This is a genomic window from Cyanobium sp. Candia 9D4, from assembly GCF_024346155.1.
Taxonomy (GTDB): domain Bacteria; phylum Cyanobacteriota; class Cyanobacteriia; order PCC-6307; family Cyanobiaceae; genus Cyanobium; species Cyanobium minutissimum.
In genome coordinates, this window is the sequence record NZ_JAGQCK010000001.1 from 512,004 (window position 1) to 532,674 (window position 20,671).

The following is a 20,671-nucleotide window of genomic DNA, read 5'->3' on the forward strand; positions in this document are numbered from 1 at the left end:
TCGTTCGTCCTGGCTGTACCCCGGCCTCTCAGCGGCCCGCTCGGGGTGACCGGCGGCCCACGGTTCCCCGCCCCTCCCGGCTCCCGACTGAAAGTTTCCTGAAATCCCACCGCCCGGGCCGGTTCGGAGAGCACACCGGGGCGCCGCCTGTCCAGTACGGGCGCCGGGGTCTCGCGTCCAGGCCCCGGGCCTGAGCAGGGTCATGGATCCCTGACGACCGCCTGCCCTTGCGTCGCCCCCCGCCGCCGTCGAAGCCGCTCCAGCGGGGACCGCTCACGCTGGTGCTGCTCCTGATGCTGCCGATGGTGCAATGCCCGGCCGTCCCCGTTGCCCCACCGGCGCTCCGGCCCGCCGCCCCAACCGCTTCCCCGCCCGCCGCCCGGCCGGTGGTGGCGAGCGCCCCCGGCCCCTACGGCATCACCCCCGAGCGGCGCGCCCTGCTCAACACGATCCGCTACGCCGAGGGCACCTGGCTGGGCGGCAGCGACGTCGGCTATCGGGTGCTCTACGGCGGCGATCGCTTCGGCGACCTCAGCCGTCACCCCGACACCGTCGTGCGGCGCGGCTACGCCAGTGCCGCCGCCGGTGCCTATCAGTTTCTGCCCACCACCTGGGACCGGGCCGCCGACCGCCTCGGGCTGCGGGATTTCGGCCCCGCCAGCCAGGACCAGGCCGCCCTCCATCTGATCGAGCAGCGCGGCGCCCTGCGCAGCTTCGATCGCCATGGCCTGACACCCGAGGTGCTGGCCCGGCTGGCGCCGGAATGGGCCTCCCTGCCGACCCTGGCTGGCGAGAGCCACTACGGCCAGCCGGTGAAGTGCCGCACGCAGCTGCAGCGCTTCTACCAGCGCGAACTGGAGCGGCAGCGGCGCCTCACCAGCGCCTGAACGGCCTCACGGTTCCCGGTAGACCACCCGGCCCCGTTCGTCGTTGCCCACGTCGAGCAGGTGGTTGAGCAGCAGCCGCTCGATCTCGGCGCTGACCACGCTGCTGTTGGCCTGGGGGGGCAGCTGGAGCTCCAGCAGGGCGTCGTTGAGGGTGAAGCCGCCCTTGCCGGTGCGGCGGGCGAGCTGGAGCAGCTGGCGCTCGATCGGCGGGTAGGCCGCCGTGTCCCGGCCCGCCAGCGCCTCCTCCAGCAGCAGCGACTGGTTGGCCTGGCGCACCATGTCGGGCAGCAGCACCAGATCCAGCAGCTGGCCGATGCCGCAGAGCCCGAAGGTGAGCAGCCAGAGGGTGCCGCTCAGGGGCTTGCGGTTGTAGAAGCGCGGCAGGCCGCACAGCCCCACCAGGCAGGTGCACCACAGCAGATAGCTGAGGGCGACGCTGCGCCGCTCGGCCGACCGGTTCAGCCCCGCTCCCTCCGGACCGGCGGGGGCTGGTCGCTGCACGGCGCTCTGGACGGGTCCTGGCGTGGGTCGGGCGGCCATCACGGTGCTCAGCCCCTACAACTTAGGCCCGCTCGACGGCGGCACCGGCCTCCGGGGCCGGCGCCGGCCGGGGGCCATCGGTGGGCCTGGATACCATGCCTTCAACAGGTTGCCTCCATGACGTCCGCGCCCCCTTCGCCGGTGCCACCGGCCTCCAGCCCCGCCGCCCCCGGCGACGCCCCCTCCGATGGGGCCGCCATCGTGTTGCCGAAGACGAGCGAGAGCCCCCAGCTGCTGCGGATCCGCCATTCGATGAGCCACGTGCTGGCCATGGCTGTGCAGAAGCTCTTCCCCCGGGCGCAGGTCACCATCGGCCCCTGGACCGAAAGCGGTTTCTACTACGACTTCGACAACCCGGACCCCTTCACCGAGGCCGATCTCAAGGCGATCCAGAAGGAGATGGGCAAGATCATTGCCCGCAAGCTGCCCCTGGAGCGCATCGAGGTGAGCCGCGAGGAGGCGGAGCGGCGGATCCGGGCCCAGAACGAGCCCTACAAGCTGGAGATCCTGGAGGGGCTCAGCGAGCCGATCACGCTCTACACCCTGGGCGACCAGTGGTGGGACCTCTGCGCCGGCCCCCACGTGGCCCACACCGGCGAGCTCCACCCCAAGGCCTTCGCCCTCGAAAGCGTGGCCGGGGCCTACTGGCGCGGTGATGAGAAGCGTGCCCAGCTGCAGCGCATCTACGGCACCGCCTGGGAGACGCCCGAGCAGCTGGCCGAATACCAGCGGCGCAAGCAGGAGGCCCTGCGCCGCGACCACCGCCGGCTCGGCACCGACCTGGATCTTTTCTCGATCGAGGAGGAGGCCGGCGCCGGCCTGGTGTTCTGGCACCCCCGCGGCGCCCGCATGCGGCTGCTGATCGAGGACTTCTGGCGCTCGGCCCACTTCGAGGACGGCTACGAGCTGCTCTACACCCCCCATGTGGCCGACCTCAGCCTCTGGAAGACCTCGGGCCACCTCGACTTCTACAGCGAGAGCATGTTCGGCCCGATGGCGGTGGACGAGCGGCAGTACCAGCTCAAGCCGATGAACTGCCCGTTCCACGTGCTCACCTTCGCCAGTCGTCTGCGCTCCTACCGGGAGCTGCCGATCCGCTGGGCCGAACTCGGCACCGTGTACCGCTATGAGCGGCCCGGGGTGATGCACGGGCTGATGCGGGTGCGGGGCTTCACCCAGGACGACGCCCACGTGTTCTGCCTGCCGGAGCAGATCTCCGATGAGATTCTGCGGGTTCTTAACCTCACCGAGCGCATCCTCTCCACGTTCGATTTCCGCAGCTACGAGATCCATCTCTCCACCCGCCCGGAGAAGTCGATCGGTGAGGACGCGGTGTGGGAGCTGGCCACCGCCGGCCTGGTGGAGGCCCTGGAGCGCAAGGGCTGGGCCTACAAGGTGGATGAGGGGGGCGGCGCCTTCTACGGCCCCAAGATCGACCTCAAGATCGAGGATGCGATCGGCCGTCTATGGCAGTGCTCGACGATCCAGCTGGATTTCAACCTGCCGGAACGCTTTGACCTCCACTACGTGGCCGCCGACGGCAGCCGCTGCCGGCCGATCATGATTCACCGCGCCATCTTCGGCTCCCTGGAGCGCTTCTTCGGCGTGATGGTGGAGAACTACGCCGGTGATTTCCCCTTCTGGCTCGCCCCCGAGCAGGTGCGCCTGCTGCCCGTCACCGACGACGCCCTCCCCTGGGCCGAAGAACTCCGGGGCCTGCTGGCGGCCGCCGGGATCCGCGCCGGCATCGACCACAGCGGCGACCGGCTCGGCAAGCTGATCCGCAACGGCGAGCAGATGAAGATTCCGGTGCTGGGCGTGATCGGTGGCCGGGAGGCCGAAACCCGCACGGTCAGCCTGCGCAGCCGTCGCCAGGGCGATCTGGGCAGCGTGACGGCCGACGCCCTGGTGTCCGCCGCCGCGGCAGCCAACGCCGGTCGGCTGGCCACCCTGGCGCTGGCATGAGCCTCCTGCTGGCGGGCGACATCGGCGGCACCAAGACCCTGCTCAGCCTCTGGCGGCCGGGCGGGGAGCGGCCCGAGCTGGTGCTGGAGGAGCGGTTCGTCTCGGCGGACTGGCCGGACCTGGCCCCCATGGTGCGCCACTTTCTGGCCGCCGCCGGGCCGGTGGCGGGCGGTGTGCCGGCGGCCGCCTGCTTCGCCGTGGCGGGGCCGGTGGAGGGGGGCCAGGCCCGGCTCACCAATCTCCCCTGGGTGCTCGACACCGAAGGCCTGGCCCGTGGCTGCGGCCTGCCCCTGGTGGAGCTGGTCAACGATTTCGCCGTGCTGATCTACGGCCTGCCCCATCTCGATGCCGACCAGACGGCCCCCGTGCGGGAGGGCCAGCGGGATCCACAGGCCCCGTTGCTGGTGCTGGGGGCCGGCACCGGCCTGGGGGTGGCCATGGGTCTGCCCACCGCCGGGGGCCTGCGGGCCCTCCCCAGCGAAGCGGCCCACGGGGAGTTCGCCCCCCGCACCGCCGCCGAATGGGAACTGAAGCAGTGGCTCAGGGCCGATCTGGCCCTGGAGCGGATCTCGATTGAGCGGGTGGTGAGCGGCACCGGCCTGGGCCACGTGGCCCGCTGGCTGCTCGAACGACGCCACCCCGGCGGTGACCATCCCCTCAGCGGCCCCGCCCGGCTCTGGTGCGAGGCCGGCGATGGGCCCGACCGCGCCGACCTGCCGGCGGCGGTGGCCCTGGCCGCCGCCTCCGGTGATCCCCTGGCGGCCGAGGCCCTGGCGCTCTGGCTCGGGGCCTACGGCAGCGTCTGCGGGGATCTGGCCCTGGCCTGCCTGAGCCGCGGCGGACTGTGGCTGGCGGGGGGCACGGCCGCCAAGCTGCTGGCCAGCCTGCGCTCCGAAGCCTTCCTGGACCCGTTCCTGAACAAGGGCCGGCTGCGCTCCACCCTGGAGCCGATGCCCATCACCGCCGTGGTGGATCCGGGCGTCGGCACCTTCAGTGCCGCCTGCCGGGCCCGGATGCTGCTGGGCTGAGCCCGGCACGCCCCCCAGGGTCCGGCTGCAACACTGAGCCCAACGACAGGTCATTTATGGTCCGGCCCCAGATCGGCCAGGGGGTGGTGGTGGCGGTTCCCGCCACCACCGCCAACATCGGCCCGGGTTTCGATTGCCTCGGCGCCGCCCTGGACCTCGGCAACCGCTTCGAGCTGCGGGTGATCGAGGGGGGCGGTGAGCGGTTTGAGCTGATCATCGAGGGCCCCGAGGGGGCCCATCTGCGCGGTGGCCCCGACAACCTCGTCTACCGCTCGGCCCAGCGGGTCTGGCGCGAGGTGGGGGTCGAGGCGGTGGCCCTGGAGGCGCGGGTGCAGCTGGCGGTGCCCCCGGCCCGGGGTCTGGGCAGCAGCGCCACCGCCATCGTGGCGGGCCTGATCGGCGCCAATGCCCTGGTGGGAGAACCCCTCAGCCGCGAGAAGCTGCTGGAGCTGGCGATCGACATCGAGGGCCATCCCGACAACGTGGTCCCCTCCCTGCTGGGCGGCCTCTGCCTGACGGCCCGGGCCGCCTCCCATCGCTGGCGGGTGGTGCGCTGCGAGTGGAACCCGGCCGTCAAGGCGGTCGTGGCGATCCCCACCATCCGCCTGAGCACGAGCGAGGCCCGCCGGGCCATGCCGCGCAGCATCCCGATCAGCGACGCCGTGATGAATCTGGGGGCCCTCACCCTGCTGCTGCAGGGGCTGCGCACGGGCAACGGTGATCTGATCGCCGACGGCATGCACGACCGCATCCACGAGCCCTACCGGTGGGGACTGATCCAGGGGGGGAGGGCCGTGCGGGAGGCCGCCATGGGGGCCGGGGCCTGGGGCTGCGTGATCAGCGGCGCCGGCCCCAGCCTGCTGGCTCTCGCCCCCGAGAGCCGGGCGGCGGCGGTGGGGGAGGTGATGACGCAGGCCTGGCTGGGGGAAGGGGTGAGCAGCCACAGCGCCGTGCTCGGACTCCAGGAGGGTGGCAGCACCTGGGCCCCCCTGCCGGAGGGAAGCCGCCCACTGGCCGTGCCTGGTGAGTAGAACTACTCAGTTGATAGGCTCTGACGCCCGGGGGCCCCGTCCCGACGCGGCAGCCTCTCCCGTCATACTTCCTGCCTGGAGCACCCCACAGTGATGGACGCCAGCCTGCCGCTTTCGCTCGCGTCCTCCTCCCTTCCTTCCGGAATCACCGAAGCGGGTTTTCCTTGGCTCAGCCTGATTGTGCTGCTGCCCGCCACCGCCGCCCTGGTGATGCCCCTGCTGCCCGGTGACGGCAGCGATCCCCGCCTCCCCCGCACCCTGGCCCTGGGGGTGCTCGGGGTGGATCTGGCCCTGATCCTCTGGGTCTTTGCCCGCCACTTCGATGCCAGCCTCGGCGGCCTGCAGCTGGTGGAGCGCGTGGCCTGGGTACCGGCCCTGGGCCTGGAATGGTCGCTGGCCGCCGACGGACTCTCCGCCCCCCTGGTGGTGCTGAGCGGCCTGGTGACCCTGCTGTCGGTGGCCGCCAGCTGGAACATCCGCCTCAAGACCCGCCTCTACTTCGCCCTGCTGCTGGTGCAGGCCACGGCCCAGAGCCTGGTGTTTCTCTCCCAGGACTTCCTGCTGTTCTTCCTGGCCTGGGAACTGGAGCTGGTGCCGGTCTACCTGCTGATCGCCATCTGGGGCGGCAAGCAGCGCCAGTACGCCGCCACCAAGTTCATCCTCTACACCGCCACGGCCTCGCTGCTGATCCTGATCAGCGGCCTGGCCCTCGCCCTCTCCGGCGACACCTTCACCCTCAACCTCAGCGAGCTGGCGGCCCGCTCCCCCGGCGGCACCTTCGGCCTGCTCTGTTATCTGGGCTTCCTGGTGGGCTTCGGGGTCAAGCTGCCGATGTTCCCGCTGCACACCTGGCTGCCCGATGCCCACGGCGAGGCCAATGCGCCGGTGTCGATGCTGCTGGCGGGGGTGCTGCTCAAGATGGGGGGCTACGCCCTGCTCCGCTTCAACGTCCAGATGCTGCCGGAGGTGCATCTGCGGCTGGCCCCGGCCCTGATCGTTCTGGGCATCATCAATATCGTCTATGGCGCGCTCAATGCCTTCGCCCAGGACAACGTCAAGCGCCGCATCGCCTGCAGTTCGGTGAGCCACATGGGCTTCGTGTTGCTGGGCATCGGTGCCGTCGATGCCCTGGGGATGAGCGGCGCCATGCTGCAGATGATCAGCCACGGGCTGATCGCCGCGGCGATGTTCTTCGTCACCGGCGTCTTCTACGAACGCACCGAAACCCTCTCCATCCCCAACATGGGCGGCCTGGCCAAGGTGCTGCCGATCACCTTCGCCTTCTTCCTGGCCAGCTCCCTGGCCTCCCTGGCCCTGCCGGGGATGAGCGGCTTCATCAGCGAGATCACCGTGTTCCTCGGTGTCACCTCCTACGACGGCTTCACCGTCGGTTTCCGGGTGATCACGATCGTGCTGGCGGCCATCGGCCTGGTGCTCACCCCGGTGTACCTGCTCTCCCTCTGCCGGCGGGTGTTCTTCGGTCCCCGGATTCCGGCCCTGGCGGTGGTGGGTGACATGAAGCCCCGGGAGCTGCTGATCGGCCTCACCCTGCTGGTGCCGACCCTGGTGATCGGCTTCTGGCCGCGGGTGGCGATCGATCTCTACGAAGCCAGCACCAACGGTCTGGCCGCCGAACTGGCCAGCACCGGGGCGGTGGCCCTGGGTCGGATGGCCGCCCTCGGCTGAACCGCCGCCCGGCGCCGGGGTGGGCTGAAATGGGGTCTTCCATCGAAGCGGCCGCCCGGCGATGACCACCACCCTCCAGAGCCCCCCCGCCCTGCTGGCCGGCGAGGGCCTGCCGCGCTTCGAGGCCATCACCCCCGACCAGGTGGTGACCCACATCCCGGCGCTGCTCAGCACGCTCCAGGCGGAGCTCGATCGGCTGGAGGCGGATCTGGCGGCGGCGGCGGCCGAGGGCATGAGGCTCGGCTGGTCGGAGGTGATGGACCCCCTGCAGCGGCTGGGGGAGCGGCTGCGCTGGAGCTGGGGGGTGGTGAGCCACCTCAATGGCGTCTGCAACAGCCAGGAACTGCGGGAAGCCCACGCCAGCCAGCAGGCGGCTGTGGTGGCCTTCGGCAACCGGGCCGGCCAGAGCCGGGTGCTGTTCCAGGCGCTGCGCAGCCTGCAGGCCCAGGGGGGCCTCGATGCCACCCAGGAGCGGATCCTGACGGCGGAACTCCGCGACATGGAACTGCGGGGCGTGGGCCTGGAGGGGGAGGTCCAGGAAGCCTTCAACGCCGCCAGCCAGGAACTGGCCGAACTGGCCACCACCTTCGGCAACCGGGTGCTCGATGCCACCAACGCCTGGACCCTGCGGCTCAGCGATCCGGCCGAGGTGGAGGGCTTGCCTGAGAGCCTCAAGGAGCAGCTGGCCCAGGCCGCCCGTGATGCCGGCGATGGCGGGGCCACGGCCGCGGAGGGCCCCTGGCTGCTGGGGCTCGACATGCCCCGCTTCGGCCCCTTCCTGAAGTACAGCCGCCGCCGCGACCTGCGGGAGATCGCCTACAAGGCCCACGTGAGCCGGGCCTCAGGAGAGACCGACGGCAACTGGCCGGCGATCGAGCGGATCCTGACCCTGCGCCGGGAGCAGGCCCGGCGGCTGGGCTACGGCTCCTGGGCCGAGGTGAGCCTGGCGGCGAAGATGGCCGGTTCGGTGGATGAGGTGGAAGCCCTGCTGGAGGATCTTCGGGCCGCCGCCCATCCGGTGGCCCTTCAGGAGCTGGAGGAGCTGCGGGCCTGCGCCGCCCGGGAAGGGGCGGCCGAAGCGAACGACCTCAAGCCCTGGGATGTGAGCTTCTGGGCGGAGGTGCGGCGCCAGGAGGCCTTCGATCTCGACAGCGAGGCCCTGCGGCCCTGGTTTCCCCTGCCCCGGGTGCTCGAGGGACTGTTCGGCCTCTGCGACCGCCTGTTCGGCATCCGCATCCGCCCGGCCGATGGCGAGGCGCCGGTGTGGCATCCGGACGTGCGCTTCTTCTGCGTCGAGGACGCTGGCAGCGGCGAGCCCCTGGCCGCCTTCTACCTCGACCCCTACAGCCGTCCCGGCAGCAAGCGCGGCGGCGCCTGGATGGACGAATGCCTGGTGCGCTCGGTGGACGCCTCAGGGCAGCCGGTGCTGCCCGTGGCCTACCTGGTGTGCAACCAGAGCCCGCCGGTGGGGGACACCCCCAGCCTGATGACCTTCGAGGAGGTGGAAACCCTCTTTCACGAGTTCGGCCATGGCCTCCAGCACATGCTCACCACGGTGGAGCGGCCCCAGGCGGCCGGCATCAACAATGTGGAGTGGGATGCGGTGGAGCTGCCCAGCCAGTTCATGGAGAACTGGTGCTACGACCACGCCACCCTGATGGGCATGGCCCGCCACTGGCAGAGCGGCGAACCGCTGCCGGAGAGTGAATTCGCCAAGCTCCAGGCCGCCCGCACCTTCATGGGCGGTGCCGCCACCCTGCGCCAGGTGCACTTCGCCCTCACCGACCTGCGGCTCCACAGCCAGTGGACGCCGGAATGCGGCCGGACTCCGGAGCAGCTGCGCCGGGAGATCGCCGCCACCACCACCGTGCTGGAGCCGATCGAGGAAGACGCCTTCCTCTGCTCCTTCGGCCACATCTTCGCCGGCGGCTATTCCGCCGGCTACTACTCCTACAAGTGGGCCGAGGTGCTCAGCGCCGATGCCTTCAGCGCCTTCGAGGAGGTGGGACTGGAGAATGAAGCGGCGATCCGGTCCACCGGCCGCCGCTTCCGCGAGACGGTGCTCAGCCTCGGCGGCAGCCGCCACCCCGGCGAGGTGTTCGAGACCTTCCGGGGCCGTCCCCCCAGCCCGGAGGCCCTGATCCGCCACTCGGGACTGGTGGCGGCAGGGGGCTGATGGGTCCCAGCTTGACGCCCTCGGGGTCGTACCTTCAGCCCCCCGGATCCTGATCGTCTCGTCCCAGGGGCGCTTGTAGCAGCCCTTGGTCACATCCCTGACCCCGGTCAGGTCGTTCGGCTTCTCCCCAGCGGGTTGGCCCACAGAGAGTGGCGGCAGCCCGGGACGAAGATCTCCCACGGGTTTTCGTAGCCCCGGCTGGGGCGTTGGGCCGGGCGGCAGGGGCGAATCATGTGAGAATGGTTGTCATTCCGTGCCATCTCGCCATCCCCCGTCACGGCCTGCCTTCCCCGCTGGGGTCCCTGTCTCCGCTGCCGCCGGCCACCCCCGACCGCCATGGCTGATCTGGTGGTCGCCGGGTCTGGTCCCCAGGCCCTCACCCTCTGCTGCCTGCTGCTGCAGAAGCGGCCCCAGTGGCGCCGGCGGCTGCGGGTGCTCGACCCCAGTGGCACCTGGCTGGAGCGCTGGAACACCCAGATGTGCCGCTACGAGATTCCGTGGCTGCGCTCCCCTTCCCCCCACCACCCCCATCCCAATCCCCACGCCCTGCGCCGTTTCGCCCAGGAGTGCCGGCGCGGGGCCGAGCTTGAGGGTCCCTACGGCCTGCCCCACACGCAGCTGTTCGCCGATTTCTGCCGCAGCGTCGTGGCCGACTTCCAGCTGGCCGACCGGGTGCAGGCCGTGGCGGTCGAGCGGATCCGGCTCGCTCCCCCCGGGGACAACGCTTTCGAGCTGGATCTGAGCGATGGCTCCGTTCTGGCCCCCCGGCGGCTGGTCATCGCCACAGGGGCCGAGGCGCCGGTGCTGCCGGACTGGGTCCGGGCCATCGAGGACCCTTACCCGGCGGAGGCCCTGCAGCACAGCCACAGCCTCGACCTCGGCGCCTGCCGGGGGCTGGCGGGGCAGCATCTGGTGATCATCGGCGGCGGCCTGACCAGCGCCCATCTGGCCCTGGGGGCCATCCGCCGGGGTGCCCGGGTCAGCCTGTTCTGCCGGCGGCCGCTGCGCCGCAAGCCCTTTGATGCCGACCCGGGCTGGCTGGGCCCCCGCTACCTCAAGGACTTCCGAGCGGAACCCTGCTGGCACCGCCGCCGTCAGCAGGTTCTGGCGGCCCGCGACGGCGGCTCGATCACCCCCGAGCTGGCCAGCCGGCTGCAACAGGCGCAGGCCGCCGGAACGCTGCAGCTGAACGAGGGCTGTCAGATCGCCTCCGCCCGGTGGCGCCAGGGCCAATGGCAACTGCACTGCCGTGATGGCCGCCGCCACCAGGCCGACCGCCTCTGGCTGGCCACCGGCCACAGCCTGGGGGTTAGCCACCACCCGCTGCTGCGCCAGCTGCAGCAGCAGCGTCCCCTGGCGCTGGTCGAGGACTGGCCCGTACTCACCGGCGACCTGCGCTGGCCCGGCACCCGGGTGCACGTCATGGGGGGACTGTCGGCGCTGCAGTTGGGACCGGCGGCCCGCAACCTGTTCGGGGGGCGGGAAGCGGCGCACCGCATCTGCCGCGCCGCCCTCAAGTCCTGAGGCCCCCTCGATAGCCTGAGACCCACTGATCCGCCTCCGGTGACGCCTGCGCCCCTTGCCGGAACGATCTGATGGGAGCCCAGAGGATCCTGGTGCTCGGCGGTGGCTTCGCCGGCCTCTGGACTGCCCTGGGCGCCGCCCGCCAGCTCGATCAGCTCGGCCTCGGCCCTGACGCCGTCGAGGTGCTGCTCGTCAACCGCGACGCCTTCCACGCCATCCGCGTGCGCAACTACGAACCCGACCTGACGCCCCTGAGGGTGCCCCTGGAGATGGTGCTCGCGCCCGCCGGGGTCCGCTGGCTGGTGGGCGAGGTCGGCGGGATCGATCCGACGGCCCGGACGGTGACCGTGCATACCCCGGTCGGCGCGCAGGAACTGACCTACGACCGGCTGGTCTTCGCCCTCGGCAGTGAGCTGCGGCGGCCCCAGGTCCCCGGCCTGGCCGCCCATGGCTTCGATGTCGACACCTACGGCGGCGCCTTCCGGCTGGCGGGGCACCTGGAGGCCCTGGGCGAGTGCCCCGACGGCCCCGGACGCTTCACGGCCGTGGTGGTGGGGGCGGGTCTGACCGGGATCGAGGCCGCCTGCGAGCTGCCGGACCGGCTCCAGGCCGTCCGGGAGCGTGCCGGTCTGGCCGGGCCGGGGCGGGTGGTGCTGGTGGACCACAACCCCCGGGTGGGCTCCGACATGGGGGATGGGGCGCGACCGGTGATTGAAGAGGCCCTGGCGTCCCTGGGGGTGGAGTGTCGCCTCGGTGTGCGGGTGGTGTCCCTGGACGGCAGCGAGATCCGCTTCGATTCCGGCGAGGTCATGGCCACCGAGACGGTGGTCTGGTGTGCGGGGATGCGCGCCAGTCCGCTGGCCTCCGGCTGCGGGGTGCCCACCGATGCCTTCGGCCGGCTGCCGGTGGATGCCGATCTGCGGGTCGAGGGGCTGAGCGGCGTGTTCGCCGCCGGCGACAGCGCCCGCCTCACCCTGGAGGACGGCCACACCACCGTCATGTCCTGTCAGCACGGCCGTCCCATGGGCCGGTTCGCCGGCCACAACGCGGTCTGCGATCTGGTGGGGCTGCCGCTGCTGCCGCTGCGGATCGACTGGTACACCACCATCCTCGATCTGGGTCCCTGGGGGGCCCTGTACACCGAAGGCTGGGACCGCCGGGTCGTTGCCACCGGGGAGGCGGCCAAGCGCAGCAAGCGGCTGATCAACGGCCAGCGCATCTATCCCCCCCTGAACGGCGACCGGGCCGCGATCCTGGCTGCCGCGGCGCCGGTGATCCAGCGCCCACCAGCGTTACAGCCCCAAGAGGGCCAGCCATGAGCTCCCCAGCCAAGGAGAAGCCCACCGGCGCACCGATAGGCCGCCTCCTCGCCCTCGCCCTGCTCCTGGCCGGCGTGGGCCTGTTCTTCGGCCAGGGCTGGTATCGCCAGCTGGATCTCGCCGCCCTGCAGGCCTCCCGCGAGCAGCTGCTGGCCTGGCGGCAGGCGGCCCCGCTGGCCAGCGCCGCCGCCTTCGTGGCCGTCTACGTGCTGGTGACGGGCCTCTCCCTGCCCGGTGCCACCGTGCTCACCCTGGCGGGGGGCGCCATCTTCGGCCTGCTCCAGGGCACGGTGCTGGTGTCGATCGGCTCCACCCTGGGCGCCACGGCGGCCTGCCTGCTGGCCCGCACCCTGTTGCGGGAGCCGGTGCGGCGCCGGTTCGGCCAGCGCCTGGGGCCGATCGAGGAGGGCGTCCGTCGCGACGGCACCGCCTACCTGCTCAGCCTGCGGCTGGTGCCGGTGGTTCCCTTTGTGCTCGTCAATCTGCTGATGGGCCTCACCCCCATGCCCCTGCTGCCCTTCGCGCTCGTCTCCCAGCTGGGCATGCTGCCGGCCACCCTCGTGTACGTGAATGCCGGCACCCAGCTGGGCCAGCTCACCAGCCTGGGCGGCCTCCTCTCGCCGGCCCTGCTGGCCTCCTTCGCCCTGCTGGGACTGCTGCCCTGGATTGTGAAGCTGCTGCTGGCCCGCTGGCGTCTCTGGCGCCTCTACCGCCCCTGGCCCCGCCCCCGCCGGTTCGATCGCAACCTGATCGTCATCGGCGCCGGGGCGGCGGGCCTGGTCACCGCCTACATCGCCGCCACCGTGCGGGCGAAGGTGACCCTGGTGGAGCGGGACCGCATGGGCGGGGACTGCCTCAACACCGGCTGCGTGCCCAGCAAGGCCCTGATCAGCACGGCCCGCCTCGCCGCCCGCCTGCGCCACGCCGACCGCTATGGCCTGGCCCCCCAGGAGCCGCGGGTGGAGCTGCGTCGGGTGCTGGAGCGGGTGCGGCAGAAGGTGGCCGCCGTCGCCCCCCACGACAGCGTCGAGCGCTACACCGCCCTCGGGGTGGACGTGCGCCTCGGCCAGGCCCGCCTGCTCAGCCCCTGGGCGGTCGCGATCACCGCCGCCGATGGCAGTGAGACCCTGCTCACGGCTCGCGCCATCGTGCTGGCCACCGGCGCCGCGCCGGTGATCCCGGCCCTGCCCGGCATCGACACGGTGCGGGTGCTCACCAGCGAGACCCTCTGGGATGCCCTGGCCGAGCACCCCTCCCCGAGGCCCAGCCTGGTGGTGCTGGGGGGCGGGCCGATCGGCTGCGAACTGGCCCAGGCCCTGGCCCAGCTGGGCCTGCCGGTGACCCTGCTGCAGCGCAACGACCGCCTGCTACCCCGGGAGGATCCCGAGGTGGGGGCGCTGGTGCGCGAGGTGCTGGAGCGCGACGGGGTGCGGGTGCACACCGGCTGCCGGGTGGAGCGGGTGGGGCCTGCCGCCTCGGGGGGCGTACTGGTGGCGGTGGCGGTGGATGGAGCCACCCTTCGCCTCGAGGCCGACGAACTGCTCTGCGCCGTGGGGCGCCAGGCCCGGCTGGGGGGCCACGGCCTGGAGGCCCTGGGCATCCCCACGGGCCGCACCATCGACACCGACCCCTACCTGCAGACCCTCTATCCGAACATCCATGCCGCCGGTGATGTCGCCGGCCCCTGGCAGTTCACCCACACGGCGGCCCACCAGGCCTGGTATGCGGCCGTCAACGGGCTGTTCGATCCGATCCGCTTCGCCGTCGACGGCCGGGTGATTCCGCGCACCACCTTCACCGACCCGGAGGTGGCCCGGGTGGGACTGAACGAAACCGAGGCCACCGCCCAGGGCGTGGCCTTCGAGGTCACCCGTTTCCCCCTGGCCGAGCTGGATCGGGCCATCGTCGAATCGGCCGAGACCGGCTTCGTCAAGGTGCTCACCGTGCCGGGGAAGGACAGGATCCTGGGGGTGACGATCGTGGCCGAGCAGGCCGGGGAGCTGCTGGCCGAATTCGTGCTGGCGATGCGCTGGAACCTGGGCCTGGGCAAGGTGCTGGGCACGATGCACGCCTACCCCACCCTGGCCGAAGCCAACAAGTACGTGGCCGGGAGCTGGAAGAAGGCCCATGCGCCCCAGCGCACCCTGGCCCTACTGGAGCGCTTCCACACCTGGCGCCGGGGCGGCGGCTAGGAACGGGTCGGGGTTGTGCAGGGCCACGCTCACCGCCACGGCACTGGCCAGCAGCAGCCACAGCAAACGCAGGCCGATCAGTCCGGCGGCGGGGCGATCCAGGCCGGCCGCCGCCGCCACGCTCACCACCGCCACCAGCAGGCCGGCCACCGTGTCGGTGGCCGCCAGCACCGGGCTGTGCAGCCAGAAGAAGAGCGTGGTGAACACGGCGAACAGCAGCCAGCCCACCCCCTCCGAGACCAGCACCAGGCCCCGGCGCCGGCCGGCAGCGTCCCCCCGGTCCTGGCAGGCACCATCCTCCGGTTGGCGGTTGGCTACCCGCGCCAGGGCCAGAAGGGAGGTGATGTTCAGCACCAGCCACACCGGGGCGAACAGCCAGTCCGGCGGGGCGAAGGGGGGCAGACGGAAGCCGGTGTAGAAGGCGGCGTCGCCCAGCACCCCCGCCGGCCAGAAGCTGACGGCATTGGCGGCCACCAGGATCGCGGCCCCATGCCACCAGCGGAAGCGCAACGCCGGGGCGGTGGGGCTCACGCCTGGGAGTGGAGCCCGATGGTGTTGCCTTCGGTGTCGAGCACCAGGCTCATGAAGCCGTAGGCGCCGATCGACATCTTCGGCTTGATCACGGTGCCGCCGGCACCCGCCACCCGGCCCTCCTCCACGGCGCAGTCGTCACAGTGGAAATAGATCAGCGTGCCGCCACCTCCCGGGGCCATCCCCTCCATCTTCGCCAGGGCCCCTCCGGCCCCCACCTTGCCGTCGTCCATCGGGAAGGTGAGGTACTCCATGCCCGCATCGGGCAGGGGCTCCAGCGTCAGCTGGAACACGGCTTCGTAGAAGGCCCGGGCCCGGGCCATGTCGTCGACGTAGAGCTCAAACCAGATGACGGGATTGATGGCCATGGATCCGCCGATGTCCTGGGCTGAGACTAGGCCAGGAATCAGGGAATCACCCCGCCACCCCCTCCTGCTGGCGAGGCGCCAGCGGGGTCCAGTTCTCCTTCACCAGCTGGCGGGCCCGGCCCAGGGCCAGGGCCCCGGCGGGCACGTCCCTGGTGAGGGTGGAGCCCGCCCCCACCGTCACCCCCTCCCCGAGGGTGATCGGCGCCACCAGCACCGAATTGGCCCCGGTCTTGCTGCCGCCGCCGATCACGGTGCGGTGCTTGCGCACCCCATCGAAGTTGGCGGTGATGGTGCCGGCCCCCACGTTCACATCGGCACCGAGGTCGGCATCGCCCAGGTAGCTGAGGTGGTTGGCCTTGCAGCCCTCCCCCAGCCGGCTGTTCTTCACCTCGACGAAGTTGCCGATGCGGCAGCCGGCGGCCAGGTGGCTGCCGGCCCGCAGCTGGGCGAAGGGGCCGATCGCGCAGCCGTCCTCGACGTGGCTGTCACGCAGCACCGAATGGATCACCTCCACCCCAGCGCCCACCTCGCTGTTCTCGATCAGGCAGCCCGGCCCGATGCGACAGCCGTCGCCGATGCTGCTGGCCCCGCGGAAGTGGCACTGGGGCTCCACCAGCACATCGCGGCCGAAGCGGGTCTGCTCGCTGAGGGTGCAGCTGGCGGGATCGGTGAAGCTCACCCCCTCCGCCATCCAGTGGCGGCGCAGCCGGTCCTGCAGCACCGACTCGCAGTGGGCCAGCTGCTGGCGGTCGTTGATGCCGGCCACCTCGTCCGGGTCGCCCACCTCCAGGTGCATGGCCGGCCGTAGCAGGGCCACGGTGTCCGTGAGATAGAGCTCCCCCTGGTCGTTGTCGGTGCTCAGGCTGGGCAGCACGGTGGCCAGGCGCTGCCAGTCGAAGCAGTAGATGCCCGCATTGGTGAGGGTGTTGCCGAGCTGCTCGGCCGTGCAGTCGCGGTGCTCGACGATGCCGCTCACCTGGCCCGCCGCATCGGCGAAGACGCGGCCGTAACCGGTCGGGTCCGCCAGCCGGGCGGTGAGCAGGGTCACCGCGGCGCCGCTGGTCCGATGGGTGGAGAGCAGGGATTCCAGGGTCTCCGGCCGCAGCAGGGGAACGTCGCCGTTCAGCACCAGCAGCTCGCCCTCGAAGCCTTCCAGCGGCCCCAGCAGTTGCTGCACCGCATGGCCGGTGCCGTTCTGGGGCTGCTGCAGCACGAACTCCAGGCCCTCGACGGCGGAGAGGGTGCGCTCCACCCGGTCGGCCTGGTGACCCACCACCAGCAGCTGGCGGTCGGGGGCGAGCAGGTGGCAGCTGCCCAGCACCCGTTCCACCAGGGTCGCGCCGGCCAGGGGCTGGAGCACCTTCGGCAGGGCACTCTTCATGCGGGTCCCTTTCCCGGCGGCCAGGACGGCAACGGCGAGCATCGGCGGCGGCGGGGCGACTGCGCCGGAATCTACCGGTGCCCTTCGGGACGGCCCAGTCCGCCGGGGCCCGGACGCCGCGGCAGCCGGGCCGGCGGAGCGTCGCTCCGCTCCTGTTCCCGGCGGCGCCGCTCCAGGATCTCGGCGGCCGTGGCGGTGCCGCTGGGGTCCCGGTAGGGCAGGCCGGCGCGGCTGGCCAGGTGCTCCCGTTCGAACGGCTCCAGGGGGCGCAGGGCCGGATGGGGGGCCAGGGGGGTGAAGCCGGCTGCGGTCCCGGCGCTCCAGCGCTCCGGCTCGTCGACGGGTGGCCGGATCGCCCGCAGCTCCAGCCCCAGCTCCAGCAGGCAGCGGCGCACCGCCGCCGCCGAGCTGTAGGTGAGCAGCCGGCCGTCGGGCCGCAGCAGCCGCACCAGCTGCTCCAGGAACTCCCGGCTCCAGAGCTGGGGGCAGCGCGGCGGGGAGAAGGCATCCAGCAGCACCAGGTCGCAGCGACCCGCCAGGATGTCCAGCAGTTCCGGCAGCCGGCGGCGGGCGTCGCCGAGCCACAGGCGGTCGCCGCCGGCGAGGCCCTCGAGCCGGCTGAGCACCGCCTCGGGCCACTGGGCCCGGAAGCCGGCATTCGCCAGGGCCAGGGCCAGGGGCCGCGGGTCCAGCTCCAGACCCCACCAGTCCAGCTCCAGGCCGGCGGCGGTGGCGGCGGCGAGCAGGGCGGCGGTGTTGGTGCCCGTGCCGACGGCCACCTCCGCCACCACCAGCTCCCGGCCCGGGGCGAATCGCTCCAGCGCCGCCGGGACCACGAACTTCTCGTTGGCCTCCCGCAGGGCCCCGGCGGCACTGTGGAAGCCCTCCTCGCAGCCATGGCTGTAGAGGCTGAAGCTGCCGTCCCGGCCCAGCCGGGGCAGCAGCTGGGGCAGTGCTTCCGGGGGCGGTTTGGCCCCAGGCGAATCCCGATCCGCCTCAGGACCGCAGGCGGGCCAGGTCATCCCAGAAACCGGGGTAGGAGACGGCGGCCGCCTCCGGCCGGCCCAGGCGGGTGTCGCCCCGGGCCACCAGGGAGGCCACCGCCAGGCTCATCGCCACCCGGTGATCCGTCTCGCTGTCCACCACAGCCCCGTGCAGCGGGGTGGGGCCCTCGATGCTGAGGCCATCGGCGTGCTCCTCGAGCCGGGCCCCCATCGCCGTCAGCTGGCGGGCCATCACCGCCAGGCGGTCGGTCTCCTTCACCCGCAGCTCCGCGGCGCCGCTGATGCGGCTCAGGCCTTCGGCGCAGCAGGCCGCCACCGCCAGCACGGGGATCTCATCCACCAGGCGGGGGATCATCGGCTCCTCGATGCGGAAGGCCCGCAGCGGGCCGTGCTGCACGTGCAGATCGCCCACCGGCTCGCCGGCCACGTCGCGGCTGTTGAGCACCGTGATCCGGGCGCCCATCTCGGCGAGTACATCGAGAATCCCCGTGCGGCTTGGGTTGAGCCCCACGTTCTCGACCGTGAGCTCGGCCCCCGGGGTGATCGCCGCCGCCACCAGCCAGAAGGCGGCGGAGCTGATGTCGCCGGGCACCACCACGGTCTGGCCCACCAGGGTGGGTCCGGGCCGCACGGTGATGAACCGGCCCTCGTCGCCATCCACCTCCAGGTCGGCGCCGAAGGCCCGCAGCATCCGCTCGCTGTGGTCGCGGGTGGGGGCCGGTTCGATCACGGTGGTGGGCCCGTTCGCCGTCAGGGCCGCCAGCAGCAGGGCGCTCTTGACCTGGGCCGAGGCCACCGGCGTGCCGATGACGCTGCCGTGCAGGGTCTGCCCCAGCACCGCCAGGGGGGCCAGGTTGCCGTCCTCGCGCCCCTGGATCCGGGCGCCCATCTGGGCCAGGGGGGCACCCACCCGGCGCATCGGTCGCGAGCGCAGCGAGGCATCGCCGCTGAGCACGAAGTGGCGTCCTGCCCGGCCGGCCAGCAACCCCAGCATCAGCCGCATGGTGGTGCCGGAATTGCCGCAGTCGAGCACGTCGGCGGGTTCCCGCAGCCCGTCCAGGCCCACCCCCTCGACGGTCACCACCTGACCGTCCGCGATCGGTGAAACGGTGACGCCCATGGCCCGCAGACAGGCGGCGGTGCTGAGGGGATCTTCAGCAGGTAGCAGTCCCTCGATGCGGGTGGTGCCCTCGGCGATGGCCCCGAACAGGAGCGAACGGTGGGAAATCGACTTGTCGCCCGGCACGGTCACGGTCCCCCGCAGGCTGCCGCCGGCCTCCAGCAGCAGGGGCGCCGACGACGCGGCAGCGCTGACATCGACGCTCGCGGGGGAGGACAACAGCGGTGGCGCCAACTGGGGTGATCCTATGGAGCGACCGGGACAGGGCCCACGGCCAGGGCCCGCTGTCAGGGGCGGATGCCGTTGGCCCGCAGCCTTGCCGACAGGCTCCAGACCTCGACCACCAGCCGGTGCCAGGGGGTGATCGTCTCCATGGCCAGACCCATGGGGGTGGGGGCGGCGGCCCGCAGGGCCCGCGCCGCCGCCAGGGACCGGCGCGCTTCGTCGAGCCGCGCGCGCAGGTCCGCCTGATCCGCGGAGGCCATCACCGCCTCGGGGCAGTGGTCGAGCAGCAGCAGGCCGCGATCGAAGGACTCGGCGTAGTCCTGCAGCAGCGGCACCAGGATCTCCTCCAGCAGCGGGCCGGCGGGATCGGGAAGGGAGGGAGCGGGAACCATGTCGTGAGCCTAGGAATCCCCTCCGTGGCCGTCCGGGTACGGATCACCAGCCCCCGGAGGCTCGGGCTCCAGGAGCAGCCCCCAGCAGGGATGGAAGGGGTGGACCCGGGGCCGGCCGGAGCCGGCGCAGGCCAGCGGCAGCCCCAGGTTGGCCCAGCGGAACAGGGACCCCTCCAGGTTGCGCACGTCGCTGAAGCCGGCCTGCCGCAGGGACCGGGCCAGCCGGGCCGAGCGGTACCCCACCGAGCAGTAGACGACGATTGCCGCTTCCCGCGCCAGTCCCGCCGCTCCCGGTGCGTCCGGCTCCGGAAGCAGGCGGGCGCCCGCCAGGTGGCTGAGGGCGAATTCCTCCGGCCCGCGGGCATCGATCAGCAGCGGCGCGGGACCCTCACCGGCCAGCTGCTCAGCCAGCTCCTCACAAGTGATCACGGCCACGTCCGGGAAGCGCCGGCGGGTCCACTGGATCAGCAGGGGCCAGGCCAGCCGGCGCAGGCCGGCGGCGAGGGCCCGGCGGCCGGCGGCCGCCCGCGGGAGGGGCATGGAACGATGGGGCCCGAACGGGTCGCCCCATGATCGACGTCGCCGTCTGGGATGGCCTGCTGCGCCGCCATGTCGATGGGGAGGGCCGGGTGGACTACGCCGCCTGGCAACGGCAGGGCGCAGGCGAACTGGAGGGCTGGCTGGCGGTGCAGCGGCCTTTCGATCCGGATCCCGGCACCGGGCCCGAGGCGTTCGCCCTCTGGATCAACCTCTACAACGCCCTGGTGATCCGCCAGGTGCTGGCCCGTTTCCCCCTGGCCTCGATCCGCCCCACCGTCGCCGGGGTGCCCAACTGGCCGGCGTTCCTGGCCTTCTTCTCCCGGCCGGCGGTCAGCCTGCAGGGGCAGCCCCTCAGCCTCGATCGGATCGAGCACGGGATTCTGCGGCCCCGCTTCGCTGACCCCCGCCTCCATTTCGCCCTGGTCTGCGCCGCCAGGGGCTGCCCCCTGCTGCGGCCGGAGGCCTACCGCCCCGAGCGGATCGCGGCCCAACTGGAGGAGGACGCCCACCGTTTCCTGCGCAACCCCCTGAAGCTGCGCTTCGAACCGTCCCGCCGCACCCTGCACTGCAGCCGGATTCTGCAGTGGTACCGCCGGGACTTCCTGGCGGCGGCCCCCTCGATCGCCGCCTACGTGGGTCGCCACCGCCCGGAGCTGGACCTGCCGGCCGATGTCCGGATCGCCTGGCTCCCCTACGACTGGGCCCTCAACGGCTGAGCACCAGACACGGAGCCTCAGACCCAGAGCATCAGCTACGGACCAT

The 20,671-nt window shown here is 72.2% G+C and carries 18 protein-coding genes; 10 read left to right on the top strand and 8 right to left on the bottom strand.

Annotated features, from left to right (window positions below; genetic code table 11):
* The first annotated feature begins 227 nt into the window (after positions 1-227).
* Positions 228-887 carry a glycoside hydrolase family 104 protein gene (locus KBZ08_RS02520; RefSeq protein WP_254971116.1) on the top strand — a complete coding sequence of 220 codons (660 nt, stop codon included), beginning with the start codon at positions 228-230 and terminating at the stop codon, positions 885-887.
* 6 nt (positions 888-893) lie between these two features.
* On the opposite strand, the gene KBZ08_RS02525 is transcribed toward KBZ08_RS02520, so the two are convergent.
* The gene (locus KBZ08_RS02525; RefSeq protein ID WP_219903885.1) at positions 894-1,388 is read right to left on the bottom strand and encodes a TM2 domain-containing protein; all 495 of its coding nucleotides are present in this window, start codon (positions 1,386-1,388) and stop codon (positions 894-896) included.
* A 156-nt stretch (positions 1,389-1,544) separates the two neighbouring features.
* On the opposite strand from KBZ08_RS02525, the gene thrS reads away from it, so the two are divergent.
* The 8 genes from thrS (at position 1,545) to KBZ08_RS02565 (ending at position 14,348) form a co-directional block, all read left to right on the top strand.
* The gene (thrS, locus tag KBZ08_RS02530) at positions 1,545-3,392 is read left to right on the top strand and encodes a threonine--tRNA ligase (RefSeq protein ID WP_254971119.1); all 1,848 of its coding nucleotides are present in this window, start codon (positions 1,545-1,547) and stop codon (positions 3,390-3,392) included.
* Positions 3,389-4,420 (top strand): glucokinase, encoded by a 1,032-nt coding sequence (locus tag KBZ08_RS02535; protein WP_254971121.1) that lies wholly within the window; start codon positions 3,389-3,391, stop codon positions 4,418-4,420. The genes thrS and KBZ08_RS02535 overlap by 4 nt, the downstream gene beginning before the upstream one ends.
* 56 nt (positions 4,421-4,476) lie before the next feature.
* Positions 4,477-5,451: a homoserine kinase gene (gene thrB, locus KBZ08_RS02540; protein WP_254971123.1), complete on the top strand. Its 975-nt coding sequence runs from the start codon at positions 4,477-4,479 to the stop codon at positions 5,449-5,451.
* Positions 5,452-5,544: 93 nt separating this feature from the next.
* A complete protein-coding gene (locus tag KBZ08_RS02545) occupies positions 5,545-7,137 on the top strand; it encodes an NAD(P)H-quinone oxidoreductase subunit 4 (protein WP_106219863.1) in 1,593 nt (530 codons plus the stop codon).
* A gap of 61 nt (positions 7,138-7,198) precedes the next feature.
* Positions 7,199-9,313: a M3 family metallopeptidase gene (locus tag KBZ08_RS02550; RefSeq protein ID WP_254971126.1), complete on the top strand. Its 2,115-nt coding sequence runs from the start codon at positions 7,199-7,201 to the stop codon at positions 9,311-9,313.
* Between the two features lie 336 nt (positions 9,314-9,649).
* Positions 9,650-10,837 (top strand): SidA/IucD/PvdA family monooxygenase, encoded by a 1,188-nt coding sequence (locus KBZ08_RS02555; protein ID WP_254971128.1) that lies wholly within the window; start codon positions 9,650-9,652, stop codon positions 10,835-10,837.
* A gap of 71 nt (positions 10,838-10,908) precedes the next feature.
* On the top strand, positions 10,909-12,156 hold the full coding sequence (locus KBZ08_RS02560) for an NAD(P)/FAD-dependent oxidoreductase (protein WP_254971131.1): 1,248 nt from the start codon (positions 10,909-10,911) through the stop codon (positions 12,154-12,156).
* The gene (locus tag KBZ08_RS02565; RefSeq protein WP_254971133.1) at positions 12,153-14,348 is read left to right on the top strand and encodes an FAD-dependent oxidoreductase; all 2,196 of its coding nucleotides are present in this window, start codon (positions 12,153-12,155) and stop codon (positions 14,346-14,348) included. Before KBZ08_RS02560 ends, KBZ08_RS02565 begins: the two co-directional genes overlap by 4 nt.
* Here KBZ08_RS02565 and KBZ08_RS02570 read toward each other — a convergent pair.
* The 7 genes from KBZ08_RS02570 to KBZ08_RS02600 all read right to left on the bottom strand — a co-directional run bounded on the left by KBZ08_RS02570 (position 14,307) and on the right by KBZ08_RS02600 (position 19,909).
* Positions 14,307-14,879, bottom strand: coding sequence for a TspO/MBR family protein (locus tag KBZ08_RS02570; RefSeq protein ID WP_254971135.1), 573 nt, complete (start codon positions 14,877-14,879; stop codon positions 14,307-14,309). The two genes, KBZ08_RS02565 and KBZ08_RS02570, sit on opposite strands and share 42 nt — an antisense overlap.
* Entirely contained in the window at positions 14,876-15,247 is a 372-nt protein-coding gene (locus KBZ08_RS02575) for a VOC family protein (protein ID WP_254971137.1), read from the bottom strand. Before KBZ08_RS02575 ends, KBZ08_RS02570 begins: the two co-directional genes overlap by 4 nt.
* 46 nt (positions 15,248-15,293) lie before the next feature.
* The gene (gene glmU, locus KBZ08_RS02580) at positions 15,294-16,670 is read right to left on the bottom strand and encodes a bifunctional UDP-N-acetylglucosamine diphosphorylase/glucosamine-1-phosphate N-acetyltransferase GlmU (RefSeq protein ID WP_254971139.1); all 1,377 of its coding nucleotides are present in this window, start codon (positions 16,668-16,670) and stop codon (positions 15,294-15,296) included.
* Positions 16,671-16,699: 29 nt separating this feature from the next.
* Complete coding sequence (locus KBZ08_RS02585) at positions 16,700-17,650, bottom strand: MnmC family methyltransferase (protein ID WP_254971141.1); 951 nt, start codon at positions 17,648-17,650, stop codon at positions 16,700-16,702.
* Entirely contained in the window at positions 17,625-18,920 is a 1,296-nt protein-coding gene (gene aroA, locus KBZ08_RS02590) for a 3-phosphoshikimate 1-carboxyvinyltransferase (protein ID WP_106220203.1), read from the bottom strand. Before aroA ends, KBZ08_RS02585 begins: the two co-directional genes overlap by 26 nt.
* A gap of 119 nt (positions 18,921-19,039) precedes the next feature.
* Entirely contained in the window at positions 19,040-19,369 is a 330-nt protein-coding gene (locus KBZ08_RS02595) for a DUF2605 family protein (protein WP_254971143.1), read from the bottom strand.
* Between the two features lie 9 nt (positions 19,370-19,378).
* A complete protein-coding gene (locus KBZ08_RS02600) occupies positions 19,379-19,909 on the bottom strand; it encodes a rhodanese-like domain-containing protein (protein WP_254971145.1) in 531 nt (176 codons plus the stop codon).
* Between the two features lie 29 nt (positions 19,910-19,938).
* Between KBZ08_RS02600 and KBZ08_RS02605 the strand changes: the two genes are divergently transcribed.
* Positions 19,939-20,625, top strand: a complete 687-nt coding sequence (locus tag KBZ08_RS02605) for a DUF547 domain-containing protein (protein ID WP_254971147.1) — start codon at positions 19,939-19,941, stop codon at positions 20,623-20,625.
* Positions 20,626-20,671 lie beyond the last annotated feature (46 nt).

Excerpts from the sequence above, each read along its gene's own strand:
- thrS (WP_254971119.1), top strand. The coding sequence starts at position 1,545 with ATGACGTCCGCGCCCCCTTCGCCGGTGCCACCGGCCTCCAGCCCCGCC.
- KBZ08_RS02535 (WP_254971121.1), top strand. The coding sequence starts at position 3,389 with ATGAGCCTCCTGCTGGCGGGCGACATCGGCGGCACCAAGACCCTGCTC.
- thrB (WP_254971123.1), top strand. The coding sequence starts at position 4,477 with ATGGTCCGGCCCCAGATCGGCCAGGGGGTGGTGGTGGCGGTTCCCGCC.
- KBZ08_RS02545 (WP_106219863.1), top strand. The coding sequence starts at position 5,545 with ATGGACGCCAGCCTGCCGCTTTCGCTCGCGTCCTCCTCCCTTCCTTCC.
- KBZ08_RS02550 (WP_254971126.1), top strand. The coding sequence starts at position 7,199 with ATGACCACCACCCTCCAGAGCCCCCCCGCCCTGCTGGCCGGCGAGGGC.
- KBZ08_RS02555 (WP_254971128.1), top strand. The coding sequence starts at position 9,650 with ATGGCTGATCTGGTGGTCGCCGGGTCTGGTCCCCAGGCCCTCACCCTC.
- KBZ08_RS02560 (WP_254971131.1), top strand. The coding sequence starts at position 10,909 with ATGGGAGCCCAGAGGATCCTGGTGCTCGGCGGTGGCTTCGCCGGCCTC.
- KBZ08_RS02565 (WP_254971133.1), top strand. The coding sequence starts at position 12,153 with ATGAGCTCCCCAGCCAAGGAGAAGCCCACCGGCGCACCGATAGGCCGC.
- KBZ08_RS02575 (WP_254971137.1), bottom strand. The coding sequence starts at position 15,247 with ATGGCCATCAATCCCGTCATCTGGTTTGAGCTCTACGTCGACGACATG.
- glmU (WP_254971139.1), bottom strand. The coding sequence starts at position 16,670 with ATGCTCGCCGTTGCCGTCCTGGCCGCCGGGAAAGGGACCCGCATGAAG.
- KBZ08_RS02585 (WP_254971141.1), bottom strand. The coding sequence starts at position 17,650 with ATGACCTGGCCCGCCTGCGGTCCTGAGGCGGATCGGGATTCGCCTGGG.
- KBZ08_RS02595 (WP_254971143.1), bottom strand. The coding sequence starts at position 19,369 with ATGGTTCCCGCTCCCTCCCTTCCCGATCCCGCCGGCCCGCTGCTGGAG.
- KBZ08_RS02600 (WP_254971145.1), bottom strand. The coding sequence starts at position 19,909 with ATGCCCCTCCCGCGGGCGGCCGCCGGCCGCCGGGCCCTCGCCGCCGGC.
- KBZ08_RS02605 (WP_254971147.1), top strand. The coding sequence starts at position 19,939 with ATGATCGACGTCGCCGTCTGGGATGGCCTGCTGCGCCGCCATGTCGAT.